The sequence below is a fragment of the Streptomyces sp. NBC_01320 genome, from assembly GCF_035974375.1.
GTDB lineage: Bacteria > Actinomycetota > Actinomycetes > Streptomycetales > Streptomycetaceae > Streptomyces > Streptomyces yanii.
Genome location: NZ_CP108390.1, coordinates 4,412,279 through 4,428,059, shown reverse-complemented (window position 1 = coordinate 4,428,059; position 15,781 = coordinate 4,412,279). Strand labels below are relative to the sequence as shown.

11 protein-coding genes are annotated in these 15,781 nt (G+C 69.6%); 3 read left to right on the top strand and 8 right to left on the bottom strand.

The window, feature by feature from the left end; genetic code table 11:
- The first annotated feature begins 76 nt into the window (after nt 1–76).
- The 3 genes from OG395_RS19975 (at nt 77) to OG395_RS19965 (ending at nt 4,585) form a co-directional block, all read left to right on the top strand.
- A complete protein-coding gene (locus OG395_RS19975) occupies nt 77–2,449 on the top strand; it encodes a polysaccharide lyase 8 family protein (RefSeq protein ID WP_442818577.1) in 2,373 nt (790 codons plus the stop codon).
- Nucleotides 2,450–2,734: 285 nt separating this feature from the next.
- Nucleotides 2,735–4,318, top strand: a complete 1,584-nt coding sequence (locus tag OG395_RS19970; RefSeq protein WP_327244167.1) for an acyl-CoA carboxylase subunit beta — start codon at nt 2,735–2,737, stop codon at nt 4,316–4,318.
- A gap of 63 nt (nt 4,319–4,381) precedes the next feature.
- Complete coding sequence (locus OG395_RS19965; protein ID WP_266981129.1) at nt 4,382–4,585, top strand: acyl-CoA carboxylase subunit epsilon; 204 nt, start codon at nt 4,382–4,384, stop codon at nt 4,583–4,585.
- Between the two features lie 162 nt (nt 4,586–4,747).
- On the opposite strand, the gene OG395_RS19960 is transcribed toward OG395_RS19965, so the two are convergent.
- The 8 genes from OG395_RS19960 to OG395_RS19925 all read right to left on the bottom strand — a co-directional run bounded on the left by OG395_RS19960 (nt 4,748) and on the right by OG395_RS19925 (nt 15,291).
- Nucleotides 4,748–5,329 (bottom strand): GTP-binding protein, encoded by a 582-nt coding sequence (locus tag OG395_RS19960; protein WP_014048542.1) that lies wholly within the window; start codon nt 5,327–5,329, stop codon nt 4,748–4,750.
- Nucleotides 5,310–5,957 carry a DUF742 domain-containing protein gene (locus tag OG395_RS19955; protein ID WP_266981127.1) on the bottom strand — a complete coding sequence of 216 codons (648 nt, stop codon included), beginning with the start codon at nt 5,955–5,957 and terminating at the stop codon, nt 5,310–5,312. The genes OG395_RS19960 and OG395_RS19955 overlap by 20 nt, the downstream gene beginning before the upstream one ends.
- 89 nt (nt 5,958–6,046) lie before the next feature.
- Nucleotides 6,047–6,460 carry a roadblock/LC7 domain-containing protein gene (locus OG395_RS19950; RefSeq protein ID WP_030980891.1) on the bottom strand — a complete coding sequence of 138 codons (414 nt, stop codon included), beginning with the start codon at nt 6,458–6,460 and terminating at the stop codon, nt 6,047–6,049.
- 10 nt (nt 6,461–6,470) lie between these two features.
- Nucleotides 6,471–9,668: a sensor histidine kinase gene (locus tag OG395_RS19945; RefSeq protein WP_327244166.1), complete on the bottom strand. Its 3,198-nt coding sequence runs from the start codon at nt 9,666–9,668 to the stop codon at nt 6,471–6,473.
- 359 nt (nt 9,669–10,027) lie between these two features.
- Nucleotides 10,028–10,609 carry a GTP-binding protein gene (locus tag OG395_RS19940; protein ID WP_073738725.1) on the bottom strand — a complete coding sequence of 194 codons (582 nt, stop codon included), beginning with the start codon at nt 10,607–10,609 and terminating at the stop codon, nt 10,028–10,030.
- On the bottom strand, nt 10,590–10,997 hold the full coding sequence (locus OG395_RS19935) for a DUF742 domain-containing protein (protein WP_266981123.1): 408 nt from the start codon (nt 10,995–10,997) through the stop codon (nt 10,590–10,592). The genes OG395_RS19940 and OG395_RS19935 overlap by 20 nt, the downstream gene beginning before the upstream one ends.
- Nucleotides 10,998–11,130: 133 nt before the next feature.
- Nucleotides 11,131–11,544: a roadblock/LC7 domain-containing protein gene (locus tag OG395_RS19930; protein WP_006127850.1), complete on the bottom strand. Its 414-nt coding sequence runs from the start codon at nt 11,542–11,544 to the stop codon at nt 11,131–11,133.
- A 9-nt stretch (nt 11,545–11,553) separates the two neighbouring features.
- Nucleotides 11,554–15,291 carry a sensor histidine kinase gene (locus tag OG395_RS19925; RefSeq protein WP_327244165.1) on the bottom strand — a complete coding sequence of 1,246 codons (3,738 nt, stop codon included), beginning with the start codon at nt 15,289–15,291 and terminating at the stop codon, nt 11,554–11,556.
- Between the last annotated feature and the right edge of the window lie 490 nt (nt 15,292–15,781).

The window sequence follows — 15,781 nt, the reverse complement described above, 5'->3', positions numbered from 1 at the left end:
CCCTTCCCGTTCCCACGGGCGCGTGCTGAACCGGCGGGCGCCCGGTCCACACCACTGAGGTTCCGGAGGTCTTGTTGTGTCACTCCTGCCCGCCTGGTCCCGCCGTGTCTTTCTGGCCACCAGTACCGCCACCGCACTCGGCCTGGCCCTCCCCGGACAGGCCCACGCCGCCGCACCCGCCGGCGAGTTCGACACCCTCCGGCTGCGCTGGGTCGACCTCGCGCTCGGCACCGGATACGACGCCGCCGCCGAGCCCTACGCCTCTCGGCTCGCCGAGACCGGTGGACTCGCCGCGGGGTTCCGCGCCACCATGGCCCCCGCCGCAGCCTCCCTCTGGGCCGACCGTCCCTTCGACCCGCCGTCCGGCATCACCGCGAGCTACAGCCGCTTGTGGACGATGACCCAGGCGTACGCCCAGCAGGGCACCGGCCACACCGGTGACACCGCACTCCTCGCCGATATCGTCCGAGGCCTCGACCACCTCGCCGCGACGATCTACAACCCCGCCACCACCCGGTACGGCAACTGGTGGGAATGGCAGATCGGCAGCCCACGCCTCCTCATGGACATCGTCGCCGTCCTCCACGACCACCTCACCGAGGAACAGCGGCAGGCCGCCTGCGCCGCGGTGGACCACTTCATCCCCGACGCCATGCTCGGCGACTACAGCGGCACGTCCACCGGCGCCAACCGCGTCGACCTCTGCCGTTCCGTCGCCCTGCGCGGCATCCTCGGCCGCGACTCCGTGAAGACCGCCCTGGCCCGCGACGCCCTCTCGCCCGTCTTCCCGTACGTGACGAAGGGGGACGGCCTCTACGCCGACGGGTCGTTCGTCCAGCACACCTGGGTCGCCTACTCGGGAACGTACGGGCAGGTCATGCTCGACGGCCTCGGCCGGCTCTTCGCGCTGCTCGCCGGGTCCAGCTGGGCCGTCACCGACCCCAACCGGCAGATCATCCTCGACAGTGTCGAGCACGCCTACGCGCCGCTCATCCACGACGGTCTGATGATGGACAGCGTCAACGGCCGGGCCATCAGCCGGGGGCTGCTCAAGAGCGACGAGCGCAAGGTCATGCGGAGCGACCATTTCCACGGGCAGGGGCTGATCGCCGCCATCGCGCTCCTCGCCGGTGGCGCCTCGGCTGCCGAGCGCGACCGGTGGAACGCCATGGTGAAGGGGTGGATCGAACGGGACACCGTCACCCCGATCCTCACCGCGCCGCAGTTCGGCGTCGCCGATCTGTCCCGGCTGGCAGCCGTCGCCGCCGACACCGTCCCCGCCGCCCCCGAACCCGTCGGGCACACGCTCTTCACCGCCATGGACCGGGCCGTGCACCGCCGTCCGGGCTGGGTCGCCAACCTCTCCATGGCGTCGGAGCGGATCAGCTCGTACGAATGCGGCAACGGGGAGAACCCGCGCGGCTGGCACACCGGGGCCGGGATGCTCTACTGGTGGCAGGGGCGTTCGGGAGGCGACCAGTACACCGACTGGTTCTGGCCGACCGTCGACTGGTACCGCCTGCCCGGTACCACCGTCTCGACCAAGCGCCTCGCCGACCGCGCGGGCGGCGAATGGGGCGAACCACGGCCCGCCGTCCAGTGGGTCGGCGGCACGCACGACGGTGAGTTCGCCGCCGTCGGACAGCACGTCAAGGGCCTGGGATCCACCCTGCAGGCCCGCAAGTCCTGGTTCTGCGCCGCCGATACGGTCATCTGTCTCGGCGCGGGCATCAGCGCCGCCGACGGGGTCCCAGTCGAGACGATCGTCGACAACCGCAACCTCGGTCCGGAACCCTCCGCCGCGTTCACCCTCGAAGGCGGGGACCGTCCGCGCTGGGCGCACCTCGACGGCCACGGCGGATGGGTGCTGCCCGGCGGCGCCGCCCTGCGGACGCTGCGGGAGGCCAGGACCGGAGCCTGGTCCGACATCAACACCACCAGTTCCACCGAGCAGCGGACCCGCCACTGGCAGACCCTCTGGCTCGACCACGGCACCGACCCCACCGACGCCACGTACCTCTATCTGCTGATGCCGGGCGCCTCCCGCCGCACGCTCGCCGCCCGTGCGGCGGACCGGCAGTGGCTGACCGTCCTGGCCAACACCGCGGACCGGCAGGGTGTCGCCGTCCGTTCACTGGGGCTGACCGCGGCCAACTTCTGGCAGCCGGGCACGGCGGGCCCGCTCTCCGTCACGGCCCCGGCGAGCGTGCTCGTACGGGAGCGGCGTCACTCGACGACGGTGTGCGTGAGCGGACCCGACCGGAGTGGGACGCCCGTGGACGTGGTGTGGGAGCGTCCGGTGCGCGAGGTCGTCTTCGCCGACCCGGGGATCGAGGTGCGCGCCACCGGCCGCCGCCTGGTCCTGCGGGTCACACCGGGTACGGCAGGCGCCAGCCTGCGCTGTGAGGTCAGCCAGGGCCTTTCCTCCGGATCCCTCCGGGCTCCCTGATCCGGCCCGATCCGAAGGAGGAACGGCCCGAAAGGCCCTGGGCCGACGGGTCCGGACCACCGCTCCTGCGTGCGGTACGCACAAACGGCCCACACGCCCGGGGTGACGGGCTTGTGCCGTGCACCACAGTCCCGCTTTGTGGAGCTCCCACAAAGCGGGACCGCATTCCCCTGGTGGTTCGCCTGCATGGGGCAGGGGTTCTGTCCAGCTCCACCAGGAAACGGGTCAGGAGACTGTACGGAGTCGACGGCAGGATTTTCTTGGTCGGGTTCGTAGGGTCGATACATGACCGTTGTGGACGAAACCCCGGGCGAGCCGAGTGACACCCGTGGCCGGGTGGCCGAACTGCTGGCGCTGCGCGAGCAGGCCCGGCGCGGACCGAGCGACCGGGCGACCGAGGCCCAGCACGCCAAGGGCAAGCTGACGGCGCGTGAGCGCATCGAGCTGCTCCTGGACCCGGATTCGTTCAAGGAGGTCGAGCAGCTGCGCCGGCACCGGGCGACGGGGTTCGGCCTGGAGGAGAAGAAGCCGTACACCGACGGTGTCATCACCGGCTGGGGCACGGTCGAGGGCCGCACGGTCTTCGTCTACGCACACGACTTCCGGATCTTCGGCGGCGCACTGGGCGAGGCCCACGCCACCAAGATCCACAAGATCATGGACATGGCGATCTCGGCGGGCGCCCCGCTGGTCTCGCTGAACGACGGCGCCGGCGCCCGCATCCAGGAGGGCGTCAGCGCGCTCGCCGGATACGGCGGCATCTTCCAGCGCAACACGCGCGCCTCCGGCGTCATCCCGCAGATCTCCGTGATGCTCGGCCCGTGCGCGGGCGGCGCGGCCTACAGCCCCGCCCTCACCGACTTCGTCTTCATGGTCCGCGAGACCTCCCAGATGTTCATCACCGGACCGGACGTCGTGAAGGCGGTCACCGGTGAGGAGATCTCGCAGAACGGCCTCGGCGGCGCCGATGTGCACGCCGAGACCTCGGGCGTCGCGCACTTCGCGTACGACGACGAGGAGACCTGCATCGCCGAGGTGCGGTACCTGCTGTCGATGCTCCCGTCCAACAACCGGGAGAACCCGCCCATCGTGGCGAGCGACGACCCGGCCGACCGGCGCGGCGACGTCCTGCTCGACCTCGTGCCGGCCGACGGCAACCGCCCGTACGACATGCACAAGGTCATCGAGGAGCTCGTCGACGACGGCGACTACCTGGAGATCCACGAGCGCTGGGCCCGCAACATCATCTGCGCCCTGGCCCGGCTCGACGGCCAGGTCGTCGGCATCGTGGCCAACCAGCCGCAGTCCCTCGCCGGTGTCCTGGACATCGAGGCGTCGGAGAAGGCGGCCCGCTTCGTTCAGATGTGTGATGCATTCAACATTCCCATCGTCACTCTTTTGGACGTACCCGGCTTCCTGCCCGGCGTCGATCAGGAGCACGGTGGAATCATTCGGCACGGTGCGAAGCTGCTCTACGCGTACTGCAACGCCACGGTGCCGAGGATCTCGCTGATCCTGCGCAAGGCCTACGGCGGTGCGTACATCGTGATGGACAGCCAGTCCATCGGGGCGGACCTGACCTACGCCTGGCCCACCAACGAGATCGCCGTGATGGGCGCCGAAGGTGCCGCCAACGTCATCTTCCGTCGGCAGATCGCCGACGCCGAGGACCCGGAGGCCATGCGGATCCGCATGGTCAAGGAATACAAGTCCGAACTGATGCATCCGTACTACGCCGCCGAGCGCGGCCTGGTCGACGACGTCATCGACCCTGCCGAGACCCGCGAGGTACTGATCGCCTCGCTCGCGATGCTCCGGTCCAAGCACGCCGATCTGCCGTCCCGCAAGCACGGGAACCCCCCGCAGTAACCGCGGCTGCCGCACCATCCCGCACAGTCCGCCAGATACTGCCGAAAAGACGGAGACACATCCATGAGCGCTGTTCCTGCCGAGTCCGTGCTGCGCGTCGAGAAGGGTCTTGCCGACCCCGAGGAGCTGGCCGCCATAACCGCGGTCCTGCTCGCCCGCGCCGCAGCCACGTCCGCCGCCCCGGCCCACAGGGGCCGTACCTCCGCGGGCTGGCGCCGTCTGGAGCGCACCCCGGGCTTCCGCGCCCCGCACTCCTGGCAGGGCTGAGACCCCCTGTCCTCGATCGCCGGACGGGCTTGGAATCAAGCCCGTCCGGCGATTCGTTTCAGCCCGTCCGGCGATCGAGGACACGGCGCGGTCGAACCCCCGCAACGCGGAAGGCCCCGCACTCCCGAAGGAGTGCGGGGCCTTCCGCATGGCTGCCGGAGACTACCGCAGGCGGGCCATCAGCGCATGCTCGACCAGAGTGATGAGCGCGCTCTTGGCATCCGCGCGGTGGCGGGCGTCCGTGGTCAGGATCGGGGTGTCGGGGCCGATCTGCAGGGCCTCGCGCACCTCGTCCGGTGTGTACGGCTGGTGTCCGTCGAAGCCGTTGAGGGCGATGACGAAGGGCAGGCCGCTGTTCTCGAAGTAGTCGACGGCCGGGAAGCAGTCGGCGAGACGCCGGGTGTCCACCAGGACGACGGCGCCGATCGCGCCGCGGACCAGGTCGTCCCACATGAACCAGAACCGGTCCTGACCGGGGGTACCGAAGAGGTACAGGATCAGGTCCTGGTCCAGGGTGATACGGCCGAAGTCCATGGCCACCGTCGTGGTGGTCTTGTCCCCGGTGTGTGTCAGATCGTCGATGCCCGCGGACGCGGACGTCATCACGGCTTCGGTGCGCAGCGGGTTGATCTCCGAAACGGCACCGACGAACGTGGTCTTACCCACGCCGAAGCCCCCTGCCACCACGATCTTCGCGGAGGTAGTGGAGCGGGCTGCTCCGCCGCTAGAGCTTGCGAAGTCCACTGAGCACCCTTTCGAGCAGTGTCACATCTGGCTGGCCGCCGGCGGACTCGTCGCCGCCGGGCTGATGGATAGCGACGAGTCCGGCCTCGGCCAGGTCGGCTACGAGGATCCGGGCAACGCCGAGGGGGATCGAGAGAAGCGCCGAGATCTCGGCGACCGACTTGATCTCGAAGCACAGCCGGCAGATCCGCTGGTGCTCGGGCAACTGCCCTTGCAGCCGGGACGGATCGGCCGTGGTACTGACCAACGCCTCAATGGCGAGCTGGTAGCGCGGTCGGGTCCGGCCGCCGGTCATGGCGTACGGACGGACCAGCGGGTTGTGCGCCTCCGGCGCGGCGGGCTCGGCGGCCCGCCGCGGCTGCACCGGCTGAATCCGGGGCTGCTGGGGCGCGCCCAACCGGTGCGGCCGCTGAGGGTGCTGCGGCTGCTGGGGCCACCCACCGTCCTGGGCCTGCGGCCACCCGCCGCCCTGTGCCTGTCGGGGCGGATACGGCTGCTGAGGCGGCTGATAGGGCTGCTGCGAGCCCTGTCTGCTGGGCGTGGAGGGGAAGTTGAAACGATTGTCCCCGTGCTCACCCGGTACCTGCTGACCACCGTCGTACTGGTGTCCGCTTGGGGGTGTTGCCACGTTTCCTCCTCCGACTGCCGGTCCCGGTCCCAGTGGGGCCGCGCCAACGCACCCTATGGCGCGGTGGCGCGAAACGCACCGTCTGTCTATTAGTTAAGAAGACTTCCCTGCAGTTCGGCACGGAGGTCGGGTGTGAGGACAGTGCCCGCACGGTCGACGAGAAGTGCCATTTCGTACCCAACCAGACCGATATCGGCGTCCGGATGTGCAAGAACTGCCAGCGAAGATCCGTCAGAGATGGACATGATGAAGAGGAATCCGCGCTCCATCTCCACAACGGTCTGGTTCACGGCGCCGCCCTCGAAGATCCGCGAGGCGCCCGCGGTCAGCGAGGTCAGACCGGAAGCAACGGCCGCCAGCTGGTCGGCACGGTCGCGTGGGAATCCCTCGGACATGGCCAGCAGGAGTCCGTCGGCGGAGACCACCACCGTGTGCGACACCCCGGGGGTGTTGTCCACGAAGTTGGTGATCAACCAGTTGAGATTCTGCGCCGCCTGGCTCATCGGGCTCACACTAACGCTCCTGGTTGTAGGTATTACTTGCGTCCGAACCAGCGTTACGTCCCCGCTGAATGCCCCGGCGCAGGTTGCTCAACCTGCCCCGGACGTCCTCAGGGGCGCGGGAGACCTGAGGGCCACCCTGCTGGGTCTGCTCCGCCGTGCCCTCGACCAGATTGGCCTTGGGCACCCGCCGGGGAAGTCCGGACGGGGTGACCCCGCCCGCCTTCGGCTCCCGGAGCTTCTCGGCCCGCTCCCAGCGCTCGTCGTTCTTCGAGCGCCAGTCGTCGGAGCCGTTCCCGTCCTGCTGCGCGGGCGACGGCCGCTGCGGCAACTCCTGCTGCTGCGGCGGCTGCTGCTCGGCTGAGACGGGCTGCTCGTTTCCGCGGCCGGTGGGCTGCCAGTGCTGCTGACCGCCCCGGCGCGGCAGACCGGCATCGGTCAGCTCGTGGCCGGCGTTCGGGGTGGGACCCGGACGGTCGAAGCCTACGCGCTCCTGCGGCTCCGCGGGAGCGCTGGGGACAGATTCCGGTTCAGCCTGCGGTGTGGGCTCGTACGCGTCTTGGTACGTACCCTGATCTGCCCACTCTTCCTGGTGGGGCTGGGCTGCGAACTTTTCGTCGTAACCCTGCTGAGCGCTCTCCGGGGTGGCATATGTCGCCTCCGGATAGCCGTTCTGCGGTGCGTAGTCGGAGTGCTCCGGATAGCCGGTGTCGCCGCGGTACGGGTCGTAGGAACTGTCGTACGCGGCCTGCGCGTACTGCTCCTGCTCCTGACCCTGTTGCGGCTCCTGTGCGTACGGCTCCTGTGCGTACGCGTCCTCGGTGTATGCGGTGTCCGAGAAGGAGGCGTCCGCGAACTGCGGGTGCTCATCGCCCGTCTGGGCCTCCAGCGCCGCCCGGCGCTCCTCACGCATGAGCGAGCGGCCCACCGGGTCCAGCTGCGCGGCGTCGCCCGGCTGGTCGTACCGGGAGTCGTCGAAGCCGAGCTCGGCCGCCGTGCGCAGCCGGGGCTGCTGCGGCTCCGGCTCGAACGAGGGCTGCTGCGGGATGATCGAGGAGACGGTGAAGTCGTCCTGAGGGCCGACGGAGCCGAGGCCCTCGCCCCCGCCGCCGTGGGTGATCGCGTCCGGCAGCATGACCAGCGAGGTGGTTCCGGCCTGTTCGCCCGAGGGGCGCAGCTGGACCCGGATACCGTGCCGGTCGGCGAGCCGGCCGACCACGAAGAGCCCCATCCGCTGGGAGACCGCGGCGTCCACGGTCGGCGGGTTGGCCAGCTTGTGGTTGATGTCCGCGAAGTCCTCGGCGGTGAGGCCGATGCCCTTGTCGTGGATCTCGACCATCACGCGGCTGTCCGGCAACCGGGTCGCGGTGACGCGGACCTTGGTCTGCGGCGAGGAGAACGTGGTGGCGTTCTCCAGCAGCTCGGCAAGCAGGTGCACGAGGTCGGTGACGGCTTGACCGTGGATCTCGGTCTCCGGGACACCGGAGAGCTCGATGCGCTCGTACGACTCCACCTCGGAGGAGGCGGCCCGCAGGACGTCGACCAGCGGAACCGGCTGGTTCCAGCGGCGGCCCGGCTCCTCGCCGGCGAGAACGAGGAGGTTCTCACCGTTGCGGCGCATACGGGTGGCCAGGTGGTCGAGCCGGAAGAGGCTCTCCAGCTGGTCCGGGTCGGCCTCGTTGTTCTCCAGGTCGGTGATGAGGGTCAACTGGCCCTCGATCAGCGACTGGTTGCGGCGCGACAGGTTGGTGAAGATCGCGTTGACGTTGCCCCGCAGCATGGCCTGCTCGGCCGCGAGCCGCACCGCCTCGCGGTGCACCTGGTCGAAGGCGCGGGCGACCTCGCCGATCTCGTCCTGGCTGGTGATCGGAATCGGCTGGACCCGGGTGTCGACCCGGCCCGGCTCGGTCCGCGACAGCTGGTCGACCAGCATCGGCAGCCGCTGCTCGGCGATCGCGAAGGCGGCGGTACGCAGCTGGCGCATCGAGCGGCTCATCTGGCGGGCCATGAGCCCGGCCAGGACGAACGCGGCCAGCAGGGCGACCAGCACGATCGCGGCGTTGACGATGGCGTCGGTCTTGGCGCTGGAAGAAATGTCCGCGGCCTCGGTCACCGCCTTGCCGACGAGCTCTTCCTCGACCGTGGTGTAGCCGTCGAACTTGGCGGTCGCGGCGGCCATCCAGGTCTCGGGCGTGATGCCCTTGGCGGCCAGCTTCTCGGGCGACTTGCCCTGGCCGATCTGCTGGGCCATCCCGTCGAAGACCGAGCCGTCGATGCTGGGCGGCGCGACGAACGGCACACCGGCCGCGTCGGCCTGCTCCTTGGCGGTCTTCAGCTTCTTCGCACCCTCGGCCGCCTTGGCGGCCATGACCTGCTTCAGTCGCGCGGAGTCGGCCTCCGTACCACCGGAGACGAACTCGCCGAGGGCGATCTGCTCCAGGTAGTTGTACGAGCCGAACGCCTTGACCTGGGCGTCGAACTTGGGGCCCTCCTGGCTCGGGCGTACCAGCAGGTGCATACCGATGGAGCGCTGAAGCGATTCTGCTGCCTTGGCCAGCTCGAGCGCGTAGACCGTACGGCCGTAGCTGGTGATGTTGCCGGTGCCGAGGCCGAGCTCGTTGCAGAACTCCATCAGGGAGTGCTGAACCTTGACGTAGCCCTCTTCCGTCTTCACCGGGTCCATGGCCTCGGCGTAGGCGGCCTTGCGCAGATCGGGGAGCTTGGGCTCCTCCTGCTTGAACAGCTGGAGACGGCGCTCCAAGCCCTGCTTCTTCGGCATGTCCTGCACGGCGTCGTCGAACTTGGCGGCGGCGGCGTCGGTGGTGGCACGCACCTGGGAGACGACCGCGGCGTCACGCTTGTTCGACAACAGGGGCTGCGCGGAGAGGTCACGCTCGTTGAGTAGTGCCTGCCCGTACTCCGAGGCCGCGCGGACGATCAGCGCGGTCTTCTCGGCGTCCTGGGCCTCATTCCACGTGTCGATCGACCCCTTCACCTGGAAGCCGCCCATGACGAGGCCGACCAGTACAGGGATCAGAAGGATCGCGTTCAGCCGGGTGGGCACCCGCCAGTTGCGGGGGGACAGCCGGCTGGTGCTGCCACCGGCCGGTGCCTGTTCGGACACATCGGCGGGTGACGCCGCGGTGCGCGGTGGCGGGGTGAAATTGCCCCGCTCCGACTGAACTGCGGAGCCCTCGTTGCTACGCCTCACTCGACCAACAACCTCTCGGCGTCGGCACCTACGCTGTGCCGTTTTTCGTTCAGGGCCGTACTACTCGGGAGTTTCGTCGAATTGCAGCACGGGGACCGGCCGCGTTCCAAACACTCGGAATGAGCCATTCCGAGTGGTCCAAGCCGCAGATAAAACGGGCATAAAGAGCGAGCCCCGTCAAAAGGCGGGGCTCATGTGAGCACAGTGATACCGGCCGAACGCATCGGGTGTCGAAGCCGGGTCAATTCTCTGTCGAAACGTTATGAACACGGGGGTGGATCGTGTCAAAGGACACAGTCCACCCCCGTGTGACTACGGCAACTGCCGTATGCCCATACCGACTTGCGGCGAGCTTTCGGCTACTTCAGCCGGGCCATCAGCGCGTGCTCCACGAGCGTGATCAGACCGCTCTTCGCGTCGCCGCGGTGGCGGGCATCCGTCGTGATGATCGGGGTGTCGGGGCCGATCTGCAGGGCCTCGCGCACCTCGTCCGGTGTGTACGGCTGGTGTCCGTCGAAGCCGTTGAGGGCGATGACGAAGGGCAGGCCGCTGTTCTCGAAGTAGTCGACGGCCGGGAAGCAGTCGGCGAGTCGCCGGGTGTCCACCAGGACGACGGCGCCGATCGCGCCGCGGACCAGGTCGTCCCACATGAACCAGAACCGGTCCTGACCGGGGGTACCGAAGAGGTACAGGATCAGGTCCTGGTCCAGGGTGATACGGCCGAAGTCCATGGCCACCGTCGTGGTGGTCTTGCCGCCGGTGTGCGTCAGATCGTCGATGCCCGCGGACGCGGACGTCATCACGGCTTCCGTACGCAGCGGGTTGATCTCCGAAACGGCACCGACGAACGTGGTCTTACCCACGCCGAAACCGCCCGCCACCACGATCTTCGCCGAGGTGGTGGCCCGGGCCGCACCGCCGCTAGAGCTTGCGAAGTCCACTGAGCACCCTTTCGAGCAGTGTCACATCCGGCGCGCCGCCGGCCTCTCCGTTGCCCGGCTGGTGGATGGCCACCATGCCGGCTTCCGCCAGGTCCGCGACGAGAATCCGGGCCACACCGAGCGGCATCGACAGCAGCGCCGATACCTCGGCCACCGACTTGACCTCACGGCAGAGGTGGCAGATCCGCTGGTGCTCCGGGAGCAGCGTCGCCAGATGCGCCGGGTCGGCCGTGGTGGATACCAGGGCCTCTATGGCGAGCTGGTAGCGCGGCCGGGTCCGGCCGCCGGTCATGGCATACGGACGGACCAGCGGCTGGTCGCCTTCACCTTCGTACGACGCGTGGTGCAGTGCGCCGTACGGATCGGGTGAGGCGGGTGGCGGGGTCATGAATCCTCCGGGCGTGACAGCAAGGGGTCGGCTTGCCGTCTGAAGGGGCCGGTGGGGGGCTGAAACGGCCGGACGGGCGAGGGTGGGAGTGCGGTACCTGGGTCAATCGTGTCGGTCACCGGTTCATCGCCGCCTAGTGGAGCAGGCTGCCCTGGAGTTCGGCGCGGAGGTCCGGGGTGAGGACCGTTCCCGCGCGGTCGACCAGTAGGGCCATCTCGTACCCGACCAGACCGATGTCGGCGTCCGGGTGGGCGAGCACGGCCAGTGAGGAGCCGTCCGAGATGGACATCAGGAAGAGGAACCCGCGTTCCATCTCGACCACGGTCTGGCTGACAGCGCCGCCCTCGAAGATCCGGGAGGCGCCCGCGGTCAGCGAGGTGAGCCCGGAGGCGACCGCCGCCAGTTGGTCGGCGCGGTCGCGCGGGAATCCTTCGGACATCGCCAGCAGCAGGCCGTCTGCGGAGACCACCACCGTGTGGGACACCCCAGGGGTGTTGTCCACGAAGTTGGTGATCAACCAGTTCAGATTCTGCGCGGCCTGACTCATCGGGCTCAACTAACGCTCCTGCTGGTGAGTGGGGCCGAGTGGGAAACTGCCGGTCGACGGGCCGTTGTTGGCCTGCCGACCCTGCTGGACACCCCGGCGGAGATTGGTCAGGCGCCCGCGCACGTCATCGGGCGCACGCGAAACCTGAGGACCGGACTGGTGGTTCTGCTGCTGGGCAGTGCCCGGCACCAGATTGGCACGCGGCACCCGGCGAGGCAGTCCGGAAGTGGTGATTCCGCCTGCTGCGGGCTTCTTGGCCCGCTCCGCCTGCCGTACGAGTTCGTCGTTCGGCGAGGCACGCCAGGAGCTGGTGGTGCCGGTGTCGCTCGCGCCGCGGCGCGGCATGGGGGGAGCGGAACGCTCAGGGGAGGACTGCTGAGGGGCGCCCGGCGCCTGCGGCTCGGCGGGCGGCTGGTGGCCGCCCTGGTGCGGGCCGTGGAACCAGTTCGTCTCCAGCGTGTCGTACAGCGGCGTACGACCGTCCCCGGGACCAGCCGGAGGCAGAGCCTCGGGCTGGGGCTGGGGCGGCAGCACCGGGCGGTACTGCGCCTCGGGGGCGGGAGCGGCGGCCGGACGCGGCGCGCCGAAGTCCTCGGCGTCCCGGCCGCGCTGACGCGGCCCGGGGATCCCCTGGTCCTGGAAGGACTGCGGGACACCGAAATCCGGGCGGTCGAACTGCGCCGTGCTCGCGGGGTCCTGGTGCTGCGGGGCCGGGGCCGAGAAGTCCGGCCGGGCGAACTCGGCGGTGGAGCCGGGCCCCTGCCGGGCGTCCATCGGCGGGCGTCGGTCCATGGACGGATTCATCGGCCGCTGGAACTGGCCGGTGGACTCGGGCTCCTCGTGACCGCGCGGGGCGTCGAGCGGAGTACGCCGCGGGACCGACGGGTCCTCGGTGCCCCAACTGGTGGTCTGCGGGCGCTGCGGCTGCGGGTTGCCACCGGGCAGCTCGGCACGCGGACCGCCGACCGGCGGCAGCTGACGGCCGGGGTTGCCCGGACTGCCGGGCCGCTGGAAGCCGTCCTGGCCGTCGGGAGCGTCGTACCGCGGCTGCTGCGGGGCCTGCCGGGCACCCGGACCGTTCTGCTGACCGGGCTGCCCCGGCCGGTTCTGACCGAACAGGTTGGCCTGACCCGACTCCGTACGACCGGAATCGCCCTGGTCGCCGCGGGCGCCGAGCCGGGCACCGCCGCCGAAGGCGCCGGACAGTCCGCCGCCCTGACGCGGCGGCTCCTGCCGCGAAGCGTCCTGCGGGCCGGTGTTCGCCAGCCCGGTGTTCTGGAAACCGGTGTTCTGGAAACCGGCGTTGTGCTGGCCCTGTTGGTTCGGCTGGCCTTGCTGAGGCTGCTGGTTCGACTGGCGGGGACCGTTGTCGCGCGCCGGCAGCGCGGCCCGCGGACCCGAGCCCGCACCGACCTGCCCGCGCTGCCCACCGGGAGCCGCGCCGAGACCGCGCGCCGGGGCGCCCGGAGCGCCGCCGAGACCCGGACGGTTGCCGTTGCCATTGCCCGCGCCCGCACCGTTGCCGCCGGCGAGCAGACCGCCCTGGGCGGACGGCTGCTGGCCCGGTACCTGCTTCGGGCCCGGCTGCTTGCCGCCGTGCGCGACATCGACGGGGAGCATGACCAGTGCGGTCGTGCCACCGGAGTCGGACGGCCGCAGCTGGATCCGGATGCCGTGACGCAGGGACAGCCGGCCGACCACGAACAGACCCATGCGGCGGGAGACGGAGACGTCCACGGTGGGCGGCGACGCGAGCCGCTCGTTGATCGCCGCGAGGTCCTCGGGGGAGAGGCCGATACCGGTGTCGTGGATCTCCACGAGCACCCGGCCGTCGGGCAGTGCGTGACCGGTGACCCGGACCTTCGTCTGCGGCGAGGAGAACGACGTGGCGTTCTCCAGCAGCTCGGCGAGCAGGTGCACGAGGTCGTTGACCACGCGGCCGGCCACCTCGGTGGCGGGCACCGCGGCCAGTTCGATGCGCTCGTACTGCTCCACCTCGGAGGCGGCGGCACGGAGCACGTCGACCAGTGGGACGGGGCGGGTCCACCGACGGCCCGGCTCCTCGCCCGCGAGGACGAGGAGGTTCTCGCCGTTACGGCGCATACGGGTCGCGAGGTGGTCGAGCTTGAAGAGCGAGGACAGCTGGTCCGGGTCGGCCTCGCGCGACTCCAGCTCGGAGATGAGCGAGAGCTGACGCTGGATGAGGCCCTGCGAACGCCGCGAGAGGTTGGTGAACATCGCGTTGACGTTGCCCCGCAGGAGGGCCTGCTCGGCGGCGAGGCGGACCGCCTCGCGGTGCACGTCGTCGAAGGCCGCGGCCACCTGGCCGATCTCGTCCCGGGAGTGCACACCGACGGACTCGACCGAGGTGTCGACGTCCTGCGGGTCCGACTCGGAGAGCTGCTTGACGAGTTCCGGCAGCCGGTCCTGGGCGACCCGGGTCGCGGTGTCCTGCAGCCGTCGCAGCGAGCGGATCATGGACCGGGCGACGACGAAGGCGCCGACCAGGGAGACACCGAGCACGAGGAGGATGAGCGCACCGCTGATGATGGCTTCGCGCTTGGACGCGTCGCGGAGATCGCGGGCCTTGCCCTCCATCTGGCTGAGGAGGGTCGCCTCGATGGTCTTCATCGCCTGGATCTTGGTGGAGCTCTGTTCGTACCAGTCCAGGTACGAACGCGCAGGCTGCCCCGTCGTGCCGTTTTGGGTGTTAAGCACCTTCTCGGCGTAGGTGTCGGCGGCCTTGATCTCCGGGTTGCCGTTCTCCAGCGACGCCGTCAGCTGTTCGGCGTTCTGACCGGTGGCCGCGTAGGTCGACTTGAACGACTCCATGGCCGAGTTCTCCTTGCGGAGGGCGGCCCTGCCGAACTGCTGGTCGTTCTCGTCGAGATGCGATCCCTTGAGGCTGCCGCCCCCGCCCGGCAGCGCCGCGGCGATGATCGCCCGCTGGACCGACGCGTACTCCTTGGCGGAGGAGAAGGCCGCCAGGGCACGGGTCCGCTTGATCATCTCCGGGTTGCTGGTGGCCTGCGCCATGTCCTGCGAGAGGCTCAGCAGCGAGGTGATCAGCTGGCTGTACTGGTCGACGGTCTGGAGGCTCGGGCTGCCGTCCGCGTACGCCTCGTTGCGGATGTCGCGGATATGGCCGATCTGGTTGGCGATCTGGTTCACGCTCGCGTGGATGGACTCCAGGGCGTCGTCACCCGTGGTGTCGCCGATCGCGTTCGTCGCCTGCAGGAAGGCGGTCTTCGCTCGGTCGGTCCTCTTGCGTGGCTCGGTGACCTTGAAGTCGTCGGCCTTCACGCCGTTGGACAGCGGACCCGCCGACCGGTCGCGCTCGTCCTGGAGCGCAATGGCGAGCGCGGTCGCCTGCTTGGTCATCTGGGTGAGCAGCTGCATATGGTCCAGCTGCTGCATGTCGTTCATGGAGTCGTTGATGCGCAGACCACCCAGGGTGGTCGCGGCGACTACCGGAAGAGCGAGCAGAGAGACCAGACGCGTACTGATGCGCCAGTTGCGAAGAGCTACTCGCGAACCCGTGTTGACGGGGCCCCGGGGCTGGAGTGGAGCGACCGGGTCGGCGCCGCTGTTGGCTGTGGCACCTGAGCGCGGTGCGTGGTCGCTGCTGTCGCCGGCCGCGGCCGGTCCGGGGTTCTGGGCGTGCTGGGGCGAGGAACCGCGGTCGTTCCCGCCGTGCGGCTCCTGTTCCGCCGCAGCGCTGCCATCCCTCTTGAAACGTCCCTGCACTAGCGTCGCAACCTCTGGACCAGGCGTCCCTCCGCCTGGACGGGCGGGACGGTGTCGGCGTCGTGGGGCGTTGTACCCGCCCCATGGTGGTCGTGAGTGACCGGCGCTCTTCCCCTTCCCGCCGCCACTCGGCGCTGCGTTGCGCCCCCTGCGCGCCGGCCTGAAACCCGCGGCGGTGCGTGGAATTCCAGCACAGTGCCGGATCTCCAACAAGGCCCGCGTACCGGGCTGTGACCTGGGTGACGCGTTGTGATGGATGCGTCACGAACCGTGGAGAGTGTTCAGGGTCAAAGCGGGCGTTAGGGGGCGAAACAGGTGGGAGTAGGGAGTGTCCCAGTCGAGATGATCGGGAGCGGAATGATTCATTCAGTGGTGCAATGTCCGTTTCGCTGGCCCCGGTCGACCGCCCGAAATGAGGTAATTGTCAACGCGTTCGTGAGCAAACTCACATGATGATCGCCATCTCTTCCGGGGGTCCGGAGGGAATTGG